This is a genomic window from Spiroplasma floricola 23-6, from assembly GCF_002813555.1.
In the GTDB taxonomy this organism is placed as follows: Bacteria; Bacillota_I; Bacilli_A; order Mycoplasmatales; family Mycoplasmataceae; genus Spiroplasma_A; species Spiroplasma_A floricola.
In genome coordinates this window covers 14,786-35,948 of sequence record NZ_CP025057.1, presented here as the reverse complement: position 1 = coordinate 35,948, position 21,163 = coordinate 14,786, and the positions used below count along the sequence as shown (strand labels likewise).

Below are 21,163 nucleotides of genomic sequence, written 5' to 3'. Positions count from 1 at the left end.
CTGTGGTCCTAACGTAATCATAAACATTTGTTTATCATACTTCCACAATTAAAATCTGCCATAATTAATAATAACATATTTTTAAAATAAAAAAAATCTTATATTAAATAAGATTAATAGTTTTTATAATGATCGGATCTATTGGCACATCTTCATAAAAATCTTTAATAGCTGTTTTTACATTTTCAATTGAAAGAGCAACTTTTAAACTTTCTTCATCTGAAAGTTTACCAAAAGATGCATATTGCCCATCTAAAAATTTAGCCTCTCCTGTAACAATAAAAAATTGACTAGTTGCACTATCCATGACATTTGTTCTTGCCATTGATAAAACCCCAGGAACATGTGACAAAGTTGATGTATTTTTATTTCAACCATTAATTGAGAATTCACCCTTAATTGGTTCTAAAGTTTCTTTCTCACTAAGATCAGAAAACATTCCTCCACCTTGAATCATAAAGCCTTTAATTACTCTATGAAATATTAATCCATTATAATAATTTTTTTTAATTAGATTAACAAAGTTTTGAACTGAAATAGGAGCTAATTCTGGATATAAATCAGCTCTCATCTTTCTTTCATCTTCTAAAATAATTTCAATTGCAATAGTTTTCATAATTTATCTCCTTTATAAGTAATAATACAAGAAAAAAAAGAACTTTGTAAATCCTAAAAATATCTACAAAGTTTAATTTAATATAAAAAATTAGTTTTTATATGCTTTTTCTAAATTTGAAAATTCAAATTCTGTTGGAGTAATTCTTCCAAATAATTCAATATTAACTATTGCAATTCCTTTTTCAAAATCCATTTCCATAACTTGACCTTCTGTACCTGCAAAAGGACCATCTTTAACAAGAACTACATCTTTTGTGTCATAATTAGCTGTAAATAAAACTTTTTCTTTTTTAGGTTGATTTGCATTACCTTTTGAAGTTTTATCATTTTTTGATTGTTGATTTTCACTTTGCTCAAGCATTCTTGAAACTTCTTCAATAGTTAATGGTAAGGGTTTGGCACCTTTACCAGAAGAACCAATAAATCCTGTAACCCCAGGAGTATTTCTAACTATAAATCAAGTTTCATCTGTCATATTCATATTAATAAATAAATATCCAGGAAACTTGTTTTTTTCATTAATTTTATTATTTTTTCCCATTACAGGTGCTTTTGAAATTCTAATATTGAATATTCTATCTTCTAAACCTGAAGTTTCAATTTTTTGAAGTAAGTCTCCTCTTACTCTATCTTCATGACCACTATTACAGTTAATAACGAATCATTGACCTTTATATGAGGCTAGTTCATCTTCTAATTCAAATAAATTTTGTTCCATGATAATCTCCTTTTAAATAATTTTCATAACTTCAAATAAAGCTTGGAAAGCTCAATCCACACAGAAAAAGAACACACCAAAGATAGCAATAAATATTATAACTCACAAAAATTTAGTTCCCAAATTTTTTCTTGAAGATCATTGTATTTTATTAACTTCTTTAAGAAACTTAATTGGTGCCTCTTTAAATGCTAATTTATAATCAATTTTGCTTTTCTCTTTTTTAATTTTTTTCTTTTTTGCAGCTTTAAGTTTACCCTCTTGAGTTCCATCATGCCCTTGAAACTCATTAAAAAGCTTATTAAATTCTTCTTTTTTATTTTGTTTATTTAATTTCTTGTTTTGCTTTTGAGCTTGTTTCTCTTGAATTTTTTTTAGTTTTTCTTGAGCTTTTTGCTCTTTGATATCATTATTCTTAGACATTCTATCTTGTCTCCTTATGAAGTACATGCGCATTACATGTTATACAGTGCTTTTTAATTTGTAATCTTTCTCTTTGAGAAATTGTACTTTTTTGAATTGTATAATTTCTTGATAAACATTCACTACAAACAAGTATAACCTTTTTATTGGATTTTGTGGGCATAAAAACACTCTTTTCTTTTCATAGATATTATATATTAGATATATCTTTATTAAAATAGTTAAAAACTTTTTTTAACTTTTCTTTACATTGTAAAAAATCTTTCCTCTTAATTTTAAGAGTTTCTATTATCTCTTTTTGAGAAAAACCCTTATACAACATTTTAATAATTTTTGCTTCTAGCTCAGTTGCTTCGTTTTCTAAGAAATGTATTACAAGTTCTCTTATTGCTTTTATTTGATTGTTTTCTCTTTCGTTTTCATAAGAATAGCGATCTATATCTCGCTCCAAAAAAGTTTGCCCATCCTCTGTCAGATTACTTCTATAAGAGTTAATCATTTTAAGGGTTAACTTTCTTTTATCTCTTCTTAAAAATTTTGCATAGTCTAGTATTCTTCGTTTAATAATAAAATTAGCATAGGCTACCAATGGAACCTTTTTATCAACATCATACTTTTGTTTAACTTCTTTAAGTGCAAGATAAACATTAGTAATTAAATCTTCTTTATCTAATCTTAAATAGCTAATTTTCTGATCTTCTGTGTTTATAATTTTTATTGTAGATCTTTGAAGATGCACTAATACATCTGGTGTAACTTCATTTTGAAATTCGCTTTTTATAATTTCAGCAATTATAGTCTTCATTTTCTTTTTTCCTTTCAATATTTTACCTATTAAATAGTTTAAAAAGAATAATTCCTGTTGCTACTGAAACATTTAATGAATCAATTACATTGTTAGTATCTATTTGAAACATAAAATCTGATAACTCCAAGATTTTATTTCCAATTCCTTTGCCCTCATTCCCTATAATAACTACTGATTTTTTGTCAAAATCAACATCTTTTATAGATATACTTTTTTCTCCTAAATAAGAACTGTATATCCAAAATCCCCTATCTTTTAAATTGCTTATTGCAGATTTCAAATTACTAACTTTAATAATTGGTACATTATATATTGTTCCTGCAGATGCTTTCATAACTGCAGGTGTTACTTGAACTTGATTAGTTTCTTGAATTATAATTGCATCTACTCCAAATAAACTTGCTGTTCTAATTATCGAACCAAAATTTTGTGGATCTTGTATTTTATCTAAAATAAGAACTGTTTGATTTAATTTAGAGTCATTATAAAAATCTTTCATTTCTAAATATTTAAAATCTCTAACTTGTGCTATTAAACCTTGATGATTTACACCTTCTTTTATTAATAGATTAAATTCTTGTTTCTCTAAAGATTTTCACTCAATTTTATTTTTTTTTATTAAACTATAAACATCTGGATCAAATGAATGACCTTTTAAAATAAATACTTGTTTTATTTCATAACTAAAATTTTTAATAGTATTTTCAACTGCATTTTTACCATAAATATAGTTCTTCATTAAATAATATTCTCCTGCTTAAGTTCATTTCTTAATCTATCAGCTTTTTGAAAATTCTTTTTGTGTATCATTTCTCTTCATTTTTTGATTTTTTCAATATCTTTATCTGATAAATTTTTAATATTAAAAGAAAAACCAAGAATTTTTAGTATGTCTATTAATTTTGAATAAGTACGATCTAACATTCTAGTTTTAATCTGTTTGTTAATACTTTTACTCATTTCATCAATTAAAGAGATTGCTAAAGGAGTATTTAAGTCATCTTTGAGAATTTCTCTAAACTTCGTGATATATTTATACGAATTAAAATCATCATCTATTGGAGTATTATTTGTTAAAATTATCTCTCCAACTTTTGTTGATCAATTAACTGTTTTAAGCATAGATTCTATTTTCAATAATCACTCTCTTGAATGTTTAATTAATTCTTTAGTAATATTTAAAGGTTGCTTATAATTAGAGTTTAAAAATATGAATCTCAACGAGTTACTTCCATATTCCTTTACATAATCTCTAACTAAAATAGTATTTTTAAGAGATTTTGACATTTTAATATTTTCCAATGATAAATGACCATTGTGCAATCAAACGTCTGAAATCTCTCTTGAGTTCTTAGCCATATACTGAATTCTTTCATTTTCATGATGTGGAAATTTTAAATCAATTCCACCAATATGAATATCAATTGATGTTTTAAAGAAATCATCAATCAAAAGTGCACACTCAGTATGTCATCCAGGTCTTCCCAAACCTCATTTAGATAATCACTTTTTACCTACTTTAGTTTTTTTTCACAAAATAAAATCCTGAGGATTTTTTTTATTTTCATCTTTTTCTATTCTTTCTCCAATATTTAAATTTTTAATATTTTGATTGGAAAGAGCACCATATTCATTTTCTCATTTGCTTATATCAAAATAAACATTTCCTGAGATCTCATATGCATAATCCTTATCTACTAAATCATAAATAAAAGATAAAATTTCATTTATTTTTGTAGATATAGGAATAACTGATGATGGTCTTTTTATATTTAAAGAATCTATATCCTCTAAAAATGCTTTTGTAAATTTTTTAGCATATTCATCTTCACTAATTTTTTTTTCTAAAGCTTTATTAATAATTTTGTCATCAATATCTGTGATATTTAAAAGGTATTTATATTTTATTTCCATACTTTCTAAATATCTAACTATAATATCAGTTAAAATTAAAGGTCTTGCATTACCAATGTGAATATAATCATAAACTGTTGGTCCACAAGTATAAATACGAACTTTGGATAAATCTATTTCCTTAAAATCACTTGTTAATGAATCATATAGTTTCATTTAAAAAGTCCTCCATTATCTATCTCTTTTGATTAATGGTGCCACAGCTTTATATGTTAAGAATAAAACAGCCGAATTAAATATAATTTTTAAAGGTGCTTGAACAAGTCTACCAATAAACATAGCTGTATATCCACCCTCAGAAGGTATTCCTAAGAATCCTGCATCTCCTCAAGCAGAAATTACTGCTGTTACGAGATACTCTGACGCGGTTGCAAATAAAATAACAGGAAGTAATACATGTAAAATCTTCCTTTGGCCCTTAAATAATAACACTGAATAAATTATTCAAAATATTCCTAGACATGCAATAATTGAACCTAAAAAAATTCATTTATAAGTATCTTTGTCAACTTGGAAACTTAATACACTTATTTTTTGATCATCTGGATACGCATCAATAATAAAAACCATAAATGCAGCAAATACAATTAAGAATAAATTAATTAAAAGAACTGGTACTCAATTATAACCTTTTCCAAGTCTTAAAAAACTTGAACCAATACCTGCAATAAATCCATAACAAATAATTACAATTATAAATGCTGGGTGAATAAATGATGGAACAAAAATCATAACTAATACTTCTGTAATTAAAGCAACTAAAACTCCAATTATTGGTCCAAAAATAAACCCAGTTATTTTAACCATTACTCCTTCAAAAGCAATTCTAATTGGAGGAAAAACCGTAATTGGAACAGTCAAGGAAATCACAACAGTTACACTAACATTAATAGCTGTAAACATAGTTATATAAGCAATATTTTTAGTTGTAAATCTAATTCCATGATATCTTTCTTTTAAAATTCAAAAAGACATAGCATTATACAAGAAATATAGAATTATAAAGAAACCTATAAACCCTGCCATAGCATAGGCCATATTATTTCCTTCAAGCAACCACTTACTAATATTATTCATGCTTTTGCTCCTTAATTTTCTCAGTTAATTATTTTTTTATTAATATTTTTTAGCATTAAGTTTATTTTTGAAAATGGTTTACTGTCTTCAAAACCTTTTTTAAAACTAAATGGTGATGGATGTGGAGAATAAATAATTTTTCTTTCATCTTTATATACAAGACTATTATATAGTTTTTTTGCATAATTTCCCCACAAACAATAAATAATATCCTTATTAATTTCATTTATTTTATTCAATATTTTTAGAATTATTTTATCTCAACCTAGATCTTTGTGTGAGTTTGGATTTCCTTTTTCTACTGTTAAACACGAATTAATTAAAAATACTCCTTGACTTACTCAATTCGATAAATCATTGTTTTTAAAATGATCAATATTTAAATCACTTTTAAGCTCTTTAAATATATTTTTTAAACTTGGAGGTGTTTTAACATTATTTGAAACACTAAATGCAATACCATTAGCTTGATTTGGACCATGATATGGATCTTGACCAATTATTATTACTTTAATATCTTTTGGTTTAATTAATTTAAATACTTTGAAAATATCTTCTTTTAAAGGGTATATATTCTCGAAATTTTCAATTTTTTTAAGAACTACTTCAATTTCATTATAAATATTATCTTGTAAAAATAATTCTATCCATTCTTTTGGTAATTGTTCTATCATATTCATTACTTTAATACTACTTTTCTTTTTTTCTAGATCGTTTTTCTAGTTTTCTAGCCTTTTTCAATATATTTTTTTCTTTTTTAGATAAAATGATATTTTCTAAATCATCATTCTCCGTATCTTTTCTTGGAGTTGAATATACTTCATCATATTCATTAATTGGTCCCAAATCAATAACATCTACATCTCTTTTTGGAGATAAATAAGTGTCAGAAACTAAATCGTTTTCATATATTTCTGAAATAGTTTTTTCTTTATTTTCAATTTCTTCAATAGAATCTTCAAAATCATCATATTCTAAATCTGATACTAATGGTTCACTATAATGAATCTTTTGTTCTTTTACTTCTTCTGTTTGTCTTTCATTTCTAGGGATATGTTTTATATCTTGATAAGCTGCAACCTCACCTAAACTGTCATCATCAGTGTTATTAATGAAGTTTTTAGATACATAAATTATTGCTCCCATTTTATCTTCTTCAAATAAACTAGAGTCAACTGAAAGTGTATTATCATTAAAATCAAATTTGAAATCATTTTCAACTTCTTCAAAAATGTTTTTTTCAACAATTTCAATTTCACTATTTCTAGACTCTTCAAATAAGCGATTATTTTGATTATTAATAATCTGATCTTTATTTTGAAATTCTGATGAGTTTATTTTATTATCAGAGTTTAAAGAATGATTTTCATTGTATGAATCTTTATTCAAATCCTTATGCAGTTGTGAATTTGGTTGAACAAAATTATTTTGATTAGAATTATTTTGCTCATATCCTTTTTGATTTTCATTCAACATTTGATTATGAGCTAAATTAGAATCTAAATTATTTGATAAGCTTTCATTTGAACTATTATTTAAATGTAAATCTGATTCAACAGAATTAATTTGATTAGAATTATTTTGCTCATACATTTTTTGATTTTCATTCAACATTTGATTATGAGCTAAATTATTTGATAAGTTTTCATTTGAACTATTAGTTAAATGTAAATCTGGTTCAACAGAATTAATTTGATTAGAATTATTTTGCTCATACATTTTTTGTTTTTGATTACCATTAACAGATAAGTTTTGACCATTAAAAGATTCTTGATATAAATTTTTAGAGTTTGATAAGTTTTCATTTAATCTTTGATTCTGACCCTGACCTGAATTAGAGCTTAAATTATTTGTATTATCAAATGAATTTCTTGTAAAATCCCCACCAGAGTGAGATTCTGGTGGATTAAAATTGGTTTGACCAGAATTTAAGAAATTCCTGTTATTATCTAATGAAACATTTTCATTAATTTTATTTTTTTGTAAATTTAAATTATTTGTTAAATTTGGATTATTTAAATTCATATCATACTGGTTTTCCAATGGATAAGAATTTTGATTTTGATACATTTGATTCCCGTTGTTAGGAACTCTTATTTGATTAGTGTTTTGTTGATCAAAATATTGATTTTGATTTAAAGGATTTGGTAAAGAAGGACTTGTTTGTACAAAAGAGTTTTGTGGACTTGGTGCTTGTCAATAATTATTAAAAACTGTTGTTTGTCCCCCATTTTGTGAACTAGGAGTTTGAGGTTGATTTTGCAAAGGAGGATTAGCGATTCAAGGTTGTGGTTGCTGTCCAAAATCAAATTGATTTTGCAAAGGTCCTAAAGGTGGCCCCATTTTAGGAGTCAAACTTTGATAATTAATATTATTGTAAGGGTTAAAAGGATTAGTTTTTCCTAATCCATATGAATCATTTGACATGTCAAAAAGTGATTGAACAAATTCATTAGCTTCTATATCACTAATGAAAGATGCAATCATTTGACCTGTATTAACATCAATTACATTGTAAAAATTATTTTCAAATTTAATGTAATAATTCATAAGAAACGCCCCTTTTTTCCTTAAATAATTATCTCATATTTATTATTGTTTTTTAGTAATATTAATTGTTGCCCCATTCAAGTCTTTAAAAACATCCTTAGTCCCATCATCATTTTTATTACTTGAATTAACTTTAAACATTTCTTGTGTTGTAAATTGATAAAATACTGGTTCATATCAATATATAGCTTTATCAGTTCTTTTTTTATCTTCTTCTTTTCCCTTATCTAAAACTACTCCAGTTAATTGATAACTAACTACAATATTATTTAATTTTAAATTAATATTATATTTTTCTTCTGAAGTTCCATCTGCTTTACTAGCAGGTATAACAAAAGTAAAATCAATTTCTAAAGGAGCATTTGAGTCACTTTTTCCATAAACAAAAGTTCTTTGCTTATTATTTGAACCTCCAACAACTTGTGATTGTAAAGTTTTTTTATCTTCTGCTCTAAAAAATGTACTTCCTGTAGAGATATCGTGACTTCCACCTTTAATAACATCCTCAAGTTTAGTATCATCTTGATTATTGAAATTATTATCAAATTTTCCAGGCATAACAATACCATTTTTTAAAGCTTCTTTTTTAGTTCTTAATTGTGTATGTAAAATTCTAAATTCTTCTTTTGATAAATATTTAATAAATGTATCTTTATCTGATTGGTTATTAGAACGTGAAATTTCATCATATAGTGAATTTGCATGGTCATTTTCCATTGAGTAGAATCCATAAGTTTTATATTTATCATTTAATTCTTTATCGTTTAATTTATTTTCTCAAGTAAGATCAAAATAGTCTTGCAATGTTTTTTCATTTGCACTTATTTTTTCAATACTGCTAGCTTTATTATCAACATAATTTATTTCAGTTGTTAAAACTTTTGCTTTATTAGCAGTAAAAGTAGTTACTTTATCAGAAGTTCATATTTGATTTTTTGCTATTTCATGATTAATACCTAATTTAAAATCCAATTGAGTGAATCTAGAATCTGTAGGCGAATCATAAGCATTTGAAAACTTTGCTATATCGCCTTTAAACTCAATACCTAATGAATTAGGATTTTCTTTTTTTAAATTATCTAAGGATAAAGCTTGTCCTTTTGCTCCCAAAACACTTTTTTGTTTTTCTAGTTTTTCTTGATTTTGATATTTACTTTCAGTAAATGAAATAGCATCAAGAATTTGATATCCTAAAACTGAAAGAACAGTTTTATTTCCTAAAACTTTTTCTATACCTACTTTATCATCACCAATTTTAAAATTATTATTTCCATCTACTAATACTTCAATATTAGTTGTTGCTATTGAACATGAAGTTACAACTGAAATACTTGTTGTGACAATAGCAAATGCTCCTAAAACTGAAAATAATTTCTTCATAATATAACCTCTTTTAAAAATCTCTATTCTTTATTCTACATTAAAATATCAAAAAACCCTAAGAATTTTTTGACTGATCTATAAATTTACCATAACTTCTAAGGAAATTAACTTTTACAAGTCCTGTTGCTCCATTACGATGCTTTGAAATAATAATATCTGTTTCATCAGTGGGATCATCACTTGCTACACTATATTCTTTTGTTTTGTAATACGCATCTCTATATAAGAAAATAATAATATCTGCATCTTGCTCAATTGCTCCTGAATCTCTTAAGTCAGACATTAATGGTGTTTTTTCTTCTCTTTTTTCAACACTACGTGATAGTTGTGAAAGACAAACTATTGGCATATTTAATTCACGTGCAATTTTTTTTAAATGTCTAGAAATAGCTGCCACTTCATTTTGTCTACTATCAAATCTGTTTGTCATTGATGATATTAATTGCAAGTAATCAATAAAACAAATTTCTACGCCAAAGTCTCTTTTCATTTTTCTTAATTTTGACTGTAATTGTAAAACATTAATTCCTGGAGTGTCATCAATAACAATATTCATATTTTTGATTTGTTCTCCACCTGCTGTAATTCTAGTTCATTTTTCTGTTGTTAATCCTTGCGCATTTCTAAGTGAACTTGAATCTATTCCTGAAACAGAACTTAAAATACGTTGAACTAATTGCTCTTTTGGCATTTCTAATGAGAAAAAAGCAACCCCTTTTTGTCTTTCAGCAGCATTAACTGCTAAATTAAGTGCAAATGCAGTTTTCCCCATTGAAGGACGTGCAGCTAAAATTATAAAATCCCCTTTTTGTCAACCATTTGTAATTTGATCCAAATCTGAAAATCCTGATGGTACCCCATTAACAAGTCCACCATTTTTTTCTAATGCTTCAATTTTTTTAATAACATCAACAATAGTTTCTTTTACAGCAGTTGCATCATCTTTTTTGATATCAGTTTTAATATTTAAAATTTTTTGTTGAGCAATTACAAAAACCTCATCAATTGGAGATTTACTATCTCTTAATTGCTTAATGTGTATTAAAGCTCTATCTAATTGTCTTCCTATTGAGTTTTTAAAAACTATTTCAACATAATCTTCAAATCCTTCATCTGTATAGAAATAACCTGAAACATCAGATAAATAAGAAACTCCTCCAATTTTTTCTAGAGTTTTTTTATCTTCTAAAAATTCGGCAAGTTTTGTAATAGTAATATTTTGACTATTTTGAGAAACCTCATTTATAGCTTCAAAAATTATTTGATGTTTTTCTAAACTAAAATCTTCAGAGTTAAGTTGAGTTAAAATATCAAAACTTGCTTTTGGTGAGTGCATAGCAATTGCTAGTATTGCTTTTTCTGAATCTATTAAAACAGTATTTAAATCTAAATTATCATTCATTATTCTGTACCTTCTACGAATACTTTTAAAGTTGCTATTATTTTAAACTCAAGTTTAATTTTTAAATAAAATAAACCCAATTTATTAATATTTTCATGCTTTTCAAATTTTCTTTTATCTATATCAACTGAAAATTCCTTTTTTAATCTATCTGTAATTTGTGAAAGAGAAACTGATCCAAATGGTTTATTATTCATTGTTTTTATTTTAAAATTTAAAGTTATTGATTCAATTTTTTCTTTTAAAGAATTTATTTCTTCTTTTCTTTCATTAGTTAATTCTTCTTCTTTTCTTTTTCTAACATTTAAATGACTTAGATCATCTTTTGTTGCAAGAATTGCTAAACCCTTTGGAATTAAATAATTTGCTCCATATCCATCAGATACATTTACTACTTCATCTTTTTTACCATAATTTTTTACATCAGCTAATAGAATTACTTTCATTTTTTTTCACCTTTATAATTATAACAAATAAAAAAACACCTTGTTGGTGTTTGAATAATTTATTATTGAATTACAAAAGGTAATAATCCCATGCTTCTTGCTCTTTTAATTGCTACAGCTAACATTCTTTGATGTTTTGGAGATGTACCAGTAATTCTTTTTGGCAAGATTTGTCCATTAGCTGAAATAAATTTTTTCAATAAATCTACATCTTTATAATCAATATAATCTATTTTATTTTTAGCAAAAAAATTAACTTTTTTTCTTCTTACAAATTTTTTCATTATTTTTTTCCTCCTATATTAGTCTTCTCATAAAATTGAATCATCATCATTTGGTTTTGCATCATCTATTAAATCAAAATCAAAGTTATTTGATGGCCCCTGAGTTGATTGTTTTGGTTGAGTTGAATCAAATGAATTGTTTGTCATTGTTTGATTATTTCCAGTACCACCCAAAAATTCAATTCTGTTAGCTCTAACTGTAACAATTTGTGAAAATTGTCCATTATTATTTTCTTGTCTAACATTAATTGCTCCCTCTACAGAAATTTGAGCACCTTTTTTAACAAATTTTGCAAGATTTTCTGCAGTTTTTTCTCAAGCAAAACAAGGAATAAATTGTGTAAATTGATTCCCTCCAGAAAATTCATTTACAGCTAATGTAAATGCAACAAATGATTTACTATTTGATGAACTTCTTAATTCTGGATCTTTTGTTATTCTTCCAATTAGGTTTACTGAATTCATTTGACTTCTCCCTTGAAGCTATTAAGCTTCTTTTTCTTCAACTTTTTTAGCTGCTGGCTTTTTAAAAGTAGTTGATTTTGTTTCTTCTGAATTATTATCTTCTCTTCTTGGCATTCTTTTATCGAATCCTCTTGAAGGTTTTTTCTCTTCTTTAAATTTTGACATATCTGTTTTAGATAATTTTGTTGATTGAATGTATTTTTTTTCATTTTCTGTGTTAATTACTTGATACCTAACAACATTTTTATCAATTCTTGATATACGTTCAAATTCATTAATATTTGCTGAATCAGTTTCAACAATTACCACTGAGTAATAACCTTTTCTTTTTTTCTTAATTAAATAAGCGAAATCTTTTAGTCCTCAGTCTTCTGATTCTAATATTTTTCCACCATTAGCAATAAGAACATCATGTAATTTTTTTTGAACAGCTTTTACATCTGTTGTATCTTGATCGATAATGTACATTACTTCGTATTTTCTAATCATATTTCTATCTCCTTATGGTCTTTTGGCCTATTTAAAGGCAAGGAGTTAATTAAAAAATTAACTCGCTTATTTATTATATAGTAAAAGTAACAATATTTGCAATCTTATTTAAACAGTATTTTAACTATAAATCATTTATAAAGGTGATTTTTTTGTTTTTTTCATCTCCTTCAATAAATTTAATTTTATATTCCATATTTTCAATAATTTGACAATCATCATAGAAGTCAGAAAAATTATTTTTTAATGCTTTTTTAATAATTGCAGTTTTAAATCCCTGAGGTGTTTGTGATTGTACATAGTTGTCTCGATTAACTGTTTCAACTTTATTATTAGTAATTTTTTTTAAACAATTTGTAACTTTTAAAACAGGAACTACACAATCATTTTCTTTTAAATTACTTATTATAGAGTCTATAATTTTTTTTGAAACATAAGGTCTTGCACCATCATGAATTAAAACAAAATCTTGACTTACTTTTTCCAATCCTTTTTTAACTGATTCAGTTCGTGTTAAACCTCCATTTACAAAAAGAGTTTTTTTATTTTTTACTCTATTAAAAATTTCTTCATTAGAAACTAAAATAATTTCTTTAATTTCTTTAATTTGTTCAAAACATTTAATTGTTTTATTTATTAAAAAATCATTTTCTATTTTTATTAACATTTTATTTTCACCAAATCTTTGGCTTGCTCCATTAGCTACAATTATTAAAGATACCATTTTATCACCATCTTAATTATAAATAAAAAATCACAGCTAAATGTGATTAAAGTATTTTAATATTATTTATTTTGCAATATTCTATAAAATCATTACCTCATATAGATGAGTGAACCTCTCCGATATGTTGTTTTTCAAGAATTGTCATAACTACTCTATTTGTAAAAATACCCATAGATAAAGTTAGAGGCAATTCATTTGACTTTATCAAGTGATTATATTCATTATTAATTTTACTGTTTTCTTTAAGGATAAGATTTTGATTTTTAAGAGTTTTTCTATCAACTTGAAATCCTGCATAAGCTATAGAAATAGCTTTTTCACATTCTCCATTATATACATATAATTTTGAATAAGTCTTTAGATTAAAAACATCTTCTGAGAATTGAACAACATTTTTTTGATTAAATATTTTTTCAGCATAATCTTGAATTACAAAGCTTCCATTATCTTTACCAAACTTATTTAATCTCTCTGAAAATGTTAAAAAAGGATAAAGTTCTTTTAATTTTTTATAAGTGATAAATGTAAGAGTTTTGGAAAAATGAAACTCATTTAAAGATTCAAACTGAGCACTTATTTTAGAATCTATTGTGCAAATTATTTTATAAATATCAATTAAACTTTTATTTAATTCTTCCATATTAACTTCATTGCAAAGAATTTCTAAACCTATTTCTTCAAATATTAAAGAATTAACATTATCCAAAATATTATCTCTATTAACTGAAATAAATGTTGTAATTATTCCTTTTATATTTTCATTAGTTTCTTCAAAATTTTTTAAAAAATATCTTCTTCATTTATTATTTGCTTGAATTATTTCCCCATATTCATTTTGACTTAAAATATCAAAATCAATTGATCTTTTTGTTTGCTGAAAATCATCGTTTAACCATATATATTTATTTGTTATTAAACCACTAGATATATTTATTAAATTGAATTTCTTTTTTAAAGATGAGAATATATTTTCTTTAATGTATTCTATTCCTTCAATAGTTTCTTGAAAATTTAATTTAGAAACATAACCTAAACCTATACCATATTTCATTAATTAGCTCTCGGTTTCATTTGAGGAAATAATAAAACATCTTTAATTGATTCTGAGTTTGTTAATAGCATAACCATTCTATCAATACCAATTCCAATACCTGCAGTTGGAGGCATACCATATTCTAAAGCTTCAATAAAGTCTATATCCATATCATTTGCTTCATCATTTCCTGCATTTGCTTCTTTAATTTGATCTACAAATCTTTCATACTGATCAATTGGATTATTTAATTCAGCAAAAGCATTTGCATATTCTCTGTTTATAATGAATAATTCAAATCTATCTGTGAATCTTGAATCTTTTTCATTTAATTTTGAAAGTGGTGATATTTCTCTTGGATGTCCTCAAATAAATGTTGGTTCTATAATTTTTTCTTCCACAAATTCTTCGAAAAATAAATTAATTATATGACCAACAGAAAAATGATGTTTTTCAACTTTTATTTTATGTTCTTTTGCAATTTTACATGCCTCTTCATAAGACATTTCTTTTCAAAAATCTATTCCACAAATTTCTTTAATTGCATCTACCATGTGTCATCTTTTAAAAGGTTTTGCTAAATCCAAATCATGACCTGCATAATTAATTTTTGTTGTATTTCTTACTGCAATAGAACATTGTCTGAATAATTCTTCACACAATTGCATTAAAAAATCCATATTCTTGTAAGCAACATATAGTTCTACTGAAGTGAATTCAGGATTATGTCTTGTACTAATTCCTTCATTTCTAAAAATTCTACCAATTTCATAAACTCCATCAAAACCACCTACTATACATCTTTTTAAGTGTAATTCTGTTGCAATTCTCAAAAAGAAATCATTGCCCAATGCATTATAGTGTGTTACAAAAGGTTTAGCACTTGCTCCTCCTCTAACAGATTGTAAAATTGGAGTTTCAACTTCCATATATCCTTTAGAATCCAAAATATTTTGCATAGTTCTTATAATTTTTGTTCTATCAATAAAAACTTGTTTTGATTCAGGGTTAACTATTAAATCAACATACCTTCTTCTATACTTTTCTTCTATGTCTGTCATTCCCGAATGTTTATCTGGTAGTGGTTTCAAAGCTTTAGTAAGTAGTTTTGCATTTTTAACTCTTACTGTTAGTTCACCATGATCTGTTTTCATCATGATTCCTTCAATACCTATAATATCTCCAAGATCTAAATCTCTAAAGTATTCAAACTCTGTTTCTCCTAATTCATCTTGTCTTGCATAAACTTGAATTGAAGAATTTTGATCTTGAATATTTAGAAAAAGAGCTTTTTTACCAGCTTCTCTAAATAATCTAATTCTTCCAGCTATTAAAACTTTATTATCTTGTTTTTGTAACTCTTCTTTTGAAAAAGTACTAAATTTTTCATTTAATTCTATTAATGAATGAGTTCTATTAAATTGATTTTCAATAAAAGGATCTCTATTATTTTCAATTAGCTTTTTTAATTTATTTCTTCTAATGTTTTCTTGTTCTGAAAAATTTCGTTCAAAATTAGTACTCATTTTTTTATTCTCCTAAATTCTTATTTTCATAAATTGCAAATATATTATTAATATCTTCTAAAGACTCAATAGCAGTAGCTTTTTGTTTCATTTCTTTTATTAACAAATCACTACCTAATGTTCCTAAGTATCAAAGAAGTTGCTTTCTCATTTCTCTAATTGCAAACTCTTCTCCACGCATCTCAATTAAAAGATTTGCATGTCTTAGAACAGTTTCTTTTCACTCTTTATATGTTGGTTTTTCTAAAAATTCTCCAGTATCCAAATAATGTTGAATTTCTCTAAAGACTCATGGATTACCTTGTGCAGCTCTTGCTATCATTATTCCATCACATCCAGTTTCTTCAATCATTGCTTTTGCTGATGGTCCATCAGTTACATCACCATTGCCAATAACTGGGATTTTAACTGCTTGCTTTACTTTTTTAATTCAGCTTCAATCTGCTTTACCATTATAAAATTGATTTCTAGTTCTACCATGAACTGCAATTGCACTTGCTCCATTTGCTTCTGCTATTTTTGCAAGTTCAACAACATTTTTATTATCTTCATCTCAACCAATTCTCATTTTAACAGTAACTGGTTTTGATGTATTCTTCACAACAGCTTTTATTACTTCTCCAACTCTTTCTGGATATTTCAATAAATTTGCTCCAGCTTGACTTCTTAGAGCTACTTTTGGTGCAGGACAGCCCATATTTATATCAATAACATCACATTCTGAAAATTCTTCAACTATTTTTGCACCTTCAACAAATGAGTTAACATCAAAACCAAAAATTTGTAGAGTAATAGGATGTTCTAATTCAGATACTTCTATCATAGTTTTAGTTTTTTGATTATTATGAACTAAACCTTCTGTACTAACCATTTCAGCATAAACTAAAGATGCTCCCTTTTCTTTGCAAATAATTCTAAAGGCAGCATTAGTAGTTCCTGCCATAGGACCTAAAAAGACTTGACCTTTAATATCAATATTTTTAATTTTCATTAACCTACACATTCTCCATTTAAATATAAAAAACTATTAAGTTCACGAAATGTTACATAGATATTTTTAGATATATTTGCAAAGAAACTTTGAATATGTTTAGCAACTGCTTCTTGTTTTGATGGTCTTGCTATTCACTTTATGCTTATTTCAATTGCATTTTTTTCATAACCATTTGCAATCAATATGCTTGGATCATGTCAAAATACAATTTTTTTAATATCAGTATCAATAATTGATGCTAGCTCTTCTATTTTTTCAAAATATTTATTAACTTCATTTTGGCTTACACCTTTGAAAGTAAAAATTGGCATATTTTTTCCCACCTTTAACAAATATAATTATATACTTTTTTAAAACCTTTTAAGATAAAAAAACTACAAAGCAATTGAGTTGCTTTATAGTTAAATTTTTAAGATCAATCAATATCTGAAGGTCTTTTTGGTTTAGCATTATGTTTAATTTCATCAATTAAACCATTTCTAACATGAATTACGGTGTCTCCAATTTCACTAATATTTGGATTGTGAGTAACAATAATTACAGTTGTGTTATATTTTTCTTTAACATCAACTAAAATTTCTAGTACTTTTCTACCCATTTCTTCGTCAAGAGCTCCAGTTGGTTCATCACCAAATAGAATTTCTGGGTTTTTAGCTAGTGCTCTAGCAATTGAAACCCTTTGTTGTTGCCCTCCTGACATTTGGTGTGGATATTTATTCATTTGTTCTTCCATACCAATTGTTTTAAAGATCTCTTCAATTGACATTTTATTATCTTTTGATTTACTTAGATTTTCTCCAACTTCTGCATTTTCTTTTGCAGTTAAGTTTGAAAGTAGATTATATTGTTGAAAAATAAATCCAACATTTTCTCTACGGAACTTTGTTAAATGTGAGTCTTTTAATAAAGACAAGTTATTACCTAGAACAAAAACATCACCCTCAGATGTTTTATCCAATCCTGAGATTGTATTTAATAAAGTTGTTTTTCCTGAACCAGATGGTCCTAGAATTACAATAAATTTACCCTTTTCAAGTTTCAAGTCCACACCACGCAACACAGGAGTTAACATATCTCCAGTTACATATCATCTTTTTACGTTGTATAACTCAATAACATTTTTTTCTATTTCAGGTTTATTGCCTGTTGTAGAAACTATTTTACCCTCTAAAATTTGTTTTGAATACTTTGCAGTATTTTGCTTTTGGATTTTATTTTTTTGTTTTAATCCTTTAACACCTTCTTCAGTTACAACTGGTAACTGAATATGTTCAAATTCTCTTAAACGAGGCTTTTCTAAACTTGCAGTGTCTTTAGCCTTTTTAGCAACTTTTTCTTTTTTTGATGAAGGTTGCTTTAAATTTTTATCTTCCATATTAATCTCCCTAATATAGAACTTAAATACACCAAACTAATTTTATCATAGATTATTTACTAATTTCTTCGGATTTTACATTATATTGTTTTTTACAAAAGTCACAAACTACTTCTACCATTTCACCTTCTTCAATAATTTTTTTAATTTCTTCTTCTCCTAACATTTTTATAGAATCCATTACTTTTTCAATATTACAAGTACATTGGAATTTTAATTCTCCAACATTTAAAATTTGCGCATCATCACAAATATCTTTTATTAAAGCTTCATAATTTGTTGTACCCACTAAAGTTTTTACTAAGTGATCAAGAGAACCTACTTTTTCTTCTATAAAGTCAATATTCTCATCAACAAATCCTGGTAACATTTGAATTATTATTCCACATGCTTTTTCAATTGTTCCATCATCTGCAACTTTTACTGTTGAACTTATTAATGAATGTATTTGATCACTTTTTTGTAAATAATACATAAAATCCAAATTTACTTCTCCAGAAACTAATTCTACTCTTGAAACATATGGTTGTTTTTCACCATTATCTCTTGAGACTTGCAAAAAACCTTGTGTTCCTATAACTTGTGATAAGGGACTACCATTGTCTTTTTCTATTTTCTCAACTTCAAAATTGGGTATTTGAATATAACCTCTGAAATTTTTATCTTGAAATTCAGCAATAATTGTACCCCCTAATCCCATTCCATTTATATTTGATGTCATTTTTTCTCCATCTTTTAAAGATAAACTTAATAAAGAATTATTAATTATAGTTCTTCCTAAAGCAACAGATGCTAAAGGATTAGTTTGTTGAAGTTTAACTATTTCATTAAATCCTTCTGTAATATCAACTATTGAAATCTTCACATTATTTTTTTCACTTAAAGCTCTAATTTGCATGTCCATATATTTATTCTCCTTATAATTTTAACTATTTTATTATACTTGTTTAACAATAAAAAAACACTTTTTACTAAAGTGTTTATTTTACTTCTTCATCAGGTTCAAATTCTAATATTTCTCCTGATTCTTTTTTCTTAGTTTCAATTGCTTTTCTATTTTTTTCTTCAATAACTTCTTTTGGTAATTGATTATGTTTATCAATATAGTCAATTTGCTCAGCTGTAAGTGTTTCTAATACTCTCAATGATTCTGCAATTAATTCCAAAACATCTTTATGTTTATTAATAACTTCAATTGCAGTTTCATAACATTGTTCTAAAATAATGTTTATCTCAGTATCAATTTTATAAGCAACCTCATCTGAATATACACCTTTTGTTTGTCCATATGATTCTTCTTGCATAGTCAAATATTTTGTAAGTCCTAATGAAGACATACCAAATTGTGTAACCATTCTTCTAGCAATATTTGTAGCTTTATCTAAATCATCATGTGCTCCTGTTGTAACTTTGTTTTTACCAAACATAATTTCTTCAGCCGCTCTACCTCCAAGATAACCAGCTATTGATGCAAATAAATCTTCTTTAGATGAGAAATTTGATTCATCTTTTGGAGTCATTATTGTATAACCTCCAGCATTACCTCTAGGTATAATTGTTACTTTTTGAACTTTTGATGCAGAATCTAATTTTAATCCCATTAATGCATGTCCAGCTTCGTGATATGAAACAATTTGTTTATCTTGTAAAGTCATAGCCCTAGATTTTTTAGCAGGACCACCAACAACTCTATCGATTGCTTCATCAATATCATTTATTGTAATCATTTTTCTTTTATCTCTAACAACAAGAATAGCAGCTTCGTTAAGAACGTTTTCTAATTGAGCTCCAGAGAAACCAGGAGTTCTTTCAGCAATACGTTTTCAATTGATTTCAGGTGAAACTGATTTATTTCTTGCATGAAGTTTTAATATATCTTCTCTTTCACGAATATCTGGCAATGATATTTGGATAGTTCTGTCAAATCTTCCAGGTCTTAATAATGCACTATCAAGCACATCTACTCTGTTTGTTGCAGCCATAACTATAACACCAGAGTTTGATCCAAACCCATCCATTTCAACAAGTAATTGGTTTAAAGTTTGTTCATTTGTTGATGAACCCATTCCACCACTACGTTTTCTACCAACAGCATCAATTTCATCAATAAAAATAATACAAGGTGCTGCTTTTTTTGCGTCACTAAATAGATCTCTAACTCTACTTGCACCTAACCCAACAAACATTTCTTCAAATTCTGAACCTGCCATTGAGAAAAATGCAACTCCAGCTTCTCCAGCGACAGCTTTAGCAAGTAAAGTTTTTCCTGTTCCTGGTGGACCTTCCATTAGAACTCCTTTAGGAACTCTTGCACCCATTTGTGCATATTTATTTGGATTTTTTAAATAATCCACTAATTCAACTAATTCAGTTTTTTCTTCATTTATTCCCGCAACATCTGTAAATTTAACATCTGATTTAATTTCTCTAGGTCTTGTAGATTTACCTGGGCCAAACATTCCTCCGCCCATTCCACCTTTAGACATAGAAGAGAATGTTCAAATAAAGAATCCCATTAATATTGCCACTGGTAATAAATTAAATAAAAGTGTCATATATGGTGAATTTACTTGTTCTAGTGTAGTAATAGATTGTGCCAATACTTTGAAAGCTTCTGAAGAATTTCATAAATCATTGTATTGTGTACTATTTAAAGTAATTATAAATTTACGTGAATTTCCTTGAGAATTTGTATATACTCCTGAAATAACATGTAAAGAGTTATAAATTTTTTCACTCGTTTTTGAAGCTTCTATTCTATTATTATTAATCAAATCCTGAAAATCACTATAACTTAGTCTATCTGATGTTGCAGCAATAAATTGTCATATTACAATTCCTATTACTATTATCATCGCTATAAATAAAAGTCATAATCATGCAGATTTTTTCTTTTTCATTATTTCACCGTTTTTCTAATATCATAAATAA

24 protein-coding genes are annotated in these 21,163 nt (G+C 26.3%); all 24 read right to left on the bottom strand.

The features are described 5' to 3' along the window. Positions 1-103: 103 nt before the first annotated feature. Positions 104-616 carry a peptidylprolyl isomerase gene (locus tag SFLOR_RS00185; protein ID WP_100916095.1) on the bottom strand — a complete coding sequence of 171 codons (513 nt, stop codon included), beginning with the start codon at positions 614-616 and terminating at the stop codon, positions 104-106. Positions 617-706: 90 nt separating this feature from the next. Then, positions 707-1,336 carry a transcription termination/antitermination protein NusG gene (gene nusG / locus SFLOR_RS00180; RefSeq protein WP_245858720.1) on the bottom strand — a complete coding sequence of 210 codons (630 nt, stop codon included), beginning with the start codon at positions 1,334-1,336 and terminating at the stop codon, positions 707-709. Positions 1,337-1,348: 12 nt separating this feature from the next. Then, entirely contained in the window at positions 1,349-1,759 is a 411-nt protein-coding gene (gene secE / locus SFLOR_RS00175) for a preprotein translocase subunit SecE (protein ID WP_100916093.1), read from the bottom strand. Between the two features lies 1 nt (position 1,760). Next, complete coding sequence (gene rpmG / locus SFLOR_RS00170; RefSeq protein ID WP_100916092.1) at positions 1,761-1,922, bottom strand: 50S ribosomal protein L33; 162 nt, start codon at positions 1,920-1,922, stop codon at positions 1,761-1,763. A gap of 27 nt (positions 1,923-1,949) precedes the next feature. Then, entirely contained in the window at positions 1,950-2,564 is a 615-nt protein-coding gene (locus SFLOR_RS00165; protein ID WP_100916091.1) for a hypothetical protein, read from the bottom strand. A gap of 22 nt (positions 2,565-2,586) precedes the next feature. Next, on the bottom strand, positions 2,587-3,306 hold the full coding sequence (rlmB, locus tag SFLOR_RS00160) for a 23S rRNA (guanosine(2251)-2'-O)-methyltransferase RlmB (RefSeq protein ID WP_100916090.1): 720 nt from the start codon (positions 3,304-3,306) through the stop codon (positions 2,587-2,589). After that, positions 3,306-4,637, bottom strand: a complete 1,332-nt coding sequence (gene cysS, locus SFLOR_RS00155) for a cysteine--tRNA ligase (RefSeq protein WP_100916089.1) — start codon at positions 4,635-4,637, stop codon at positions 3,306-3,308. The genes rlmB and cysS overlap by 1 nt, the downstream gene beginning before the upstream one ends. Before the next feature lie 15 nt (positions 4,638-4,652). Continuing rightward, positions 4,653-5,558, bottom strand: coding sequence for a hypothetical protein (locus SFLOR_RS00150; protein ID WP_100916088.1), 906 nt, complete (start codon positions 5,556-5,558; stop codon positions 4,653-4,655). An 11-nt stretch (positions 5,559-5,569) separates the two neighbouring features. Then, on the bottom strand, positions 5,570-6,229 hold the full coding sequence (locus SFLOR_RS00145) for a uracil-DNA glycosylase (protein WP_425443401.1): 660 nt from the start codon (positions 6,227-6,229) through the stop codon (positions 5,570-5,572). Between the two features lie 19 nt (positions 6,230-6,248). Further along, positions 6,249-8,108: a hypothetical protein gene (locus SFLOR_RS00140; RefSeq protein ID WP_100916086.1), complete on the bottom strand. Its 1,860-nt coding sequence runs from the start codon at positions 8,106-8,108 to the stop codon at positions 6,249-6,251. A gap of 42 nt (positions 8,109-8,150) precedes the next feature. Beyond that, positions 8,151-9,488: a hypothetical protein gene (locus SFLOR_RS00135; RefSeq protein WP_100916085.1), complete on the bottom strand. Its 1,338-nt coding sequence runs from the start codon at positions 9,486-9,488 to the stop codon at positions 8,151-8,153. Between the two features lie 58 nt (positions 9,489-9,546). Beyond that, positions 9,547-10,893: a replicative DNA helicase gene (gene dnaB / locus SFLOR_RS00130; protein WP_100916084.1), complete on the bottom strand. Its 1,347-nt coding sequence runs from the start codon at positions 10,891-10,893 to the stop codon at positions 9,547-9,549. Next, on the bottom strand, positions 10,893-11,339 hold the full coding sequence (gene rplI, locus SFLOR_RS00125; RefSeq protein ID WP_100916083.1) for a 50S ribosomal protein L9: 447 nt from the start codon (positions 11,337-11,339) through the stop codon (positions 10,893-10,895). The genes dnaB and rplI overlap by 1 nt, the downstream gene beginning before the upstream one ends. A gap of 62 nt (positions 11,340-11,401) precedes the next feature. Beyond that, complete coding sequence (rpsR, locus tag SFLOR_RS00120) at positions 11,402-11,623, bottom strand: 30S ribosomal protein S18 (protein WP_100916082.1); 222 nt, start codon at positions 11,621-11,623, stop codon at positions 11,402-11,404. A gap of 18 nt (positions 11,624-11,641) precedes the next feature. Then, positions 11,642-12,088 carry a single-stranded DNA-binding protein gene (locus SFLOR_RS00115; protein WP_100916081.1) on the bottom strand — a complete coding sequence of 149 codons (447 nt, stop codon included), beginning with the start codon at positions 12,086-12,088 and terminating at the stop codon, positions 11,642-11,644. A gap of 21 nt (positions 12,089-12,109) precedes the next feature. Further along, positions 12,110-12,577, bottom strand: coding sequence for a 30S ribosomal protein S6 (gene rpsF / locus SFLOR_RS00110; RefSeq protein ID WP_100916080.1), 468 nt, complete (start codon positions 12,575-12,577; stop codon positions 12,110-12,112). A gap of 124 nt (positions 12,578-12,701) precedes the next feature. After that, positions 12,702-13,301 carry an IspD/TarI family cytidylyltransferase gene (locus tag SFLOR_RS00105; RefSeq protein ID WP_100916079.1) on the bottom strand — a complete coding sequence of 200 codons (600 nt, stop codon included), beginning with the start codon at positions 13,299-13,301 and terminating at the stop codon, positions 12,702-12,704. 46 nt (positions 13,302-13,347) lie between these two features. After that, positions 13,348-14,355, bottom strand: coding sequence for a class-II aminoacyl-tRNA synthetase family protein (locus SFLOR_RS00100; RefSeq protein ID WP_100916078.1), 1,008 nt, complete (start codon positions 14,353-14,355; stop codon positions 13,348-13,350). Next, positions 14,355-15,863, bottom strand: coding sequence for a lysine--tRNA ligase (gene lysS, locus SFLOR_RS00095; protein ID WP_100916077.1), 1,509 nt, complete (start codon positions 15,861-15,863; stop codon positions 14,355-14,357). The genes SFLOR_RS00100 and lysS overlap by 1 nt, the downstream gene beginning before the upstream one ends. A 4-nt stretch (positions 15,864-15,867) precedes the next feature. Further along, positions 15,868-16,854, bottom strand: a complete 987-nt coding sequence (gene dusB / locus SFLOR_RS00090) for a tRNA dihydrouridine synthase DusB (protein ID WP_100916076.1) — start codon at positions 16,852-16,854, stop codon at positions 15,868-15,870. Continuing rightward, a complete protein-coding gene (locus SFLOR_RS00085; protein ID WP_100916075.1) occupies positions 16,854-17,168 on the bottom strand; it encodes a DUF1904 family protein in 315 nt (104 codons plus the stop codon). The genes dusB and SFLOR_RS00085 overlap by 1 nt, the downstream gene beginning before the upstream one ends. 98 nt (positions 17,169-17,266) lie before the next feature. Continuing rightward, positions 17,267-18,232 (bottom strand): ATP-binding cassette domain-containing protein, encoded by a 966-nt coding sequence (locus SFLOR_RS00080; protein WP_100916074.1) that lies wholly within the window; start codon positions 18,230-18,232, stop codon positions 17,267-17,269. Positions 18,233-18,284: 52 nt separating this feature from the next. Beyond that, a complete protein-coding gene (locus SFLOR_RS00075; RefSeq protein WP_100916073.1) occupies positions 18,285-19,136 on the bottom strand; it encodes an Hsp33 family molecular chaperone HslO in 852 nt (283 codons plus the stop codon). A 76-nt stretch (positions 19,137-19,212) separates the two neighbouring features. Next, complete coding sequence (ftsH, locus tag SFLOR_RS00070) at positions 19,213-21,132, bottom strand: ATP-dependent zinc metalloprotease FtsH (RefSeq protein ID WP_100916072.1); 1,920 nt, start codon at positions 21,130-21,132, stop codon at positions 19,213-19,215. Positions 21,133-21,163 lie beyond the last annotated feature (31 nt).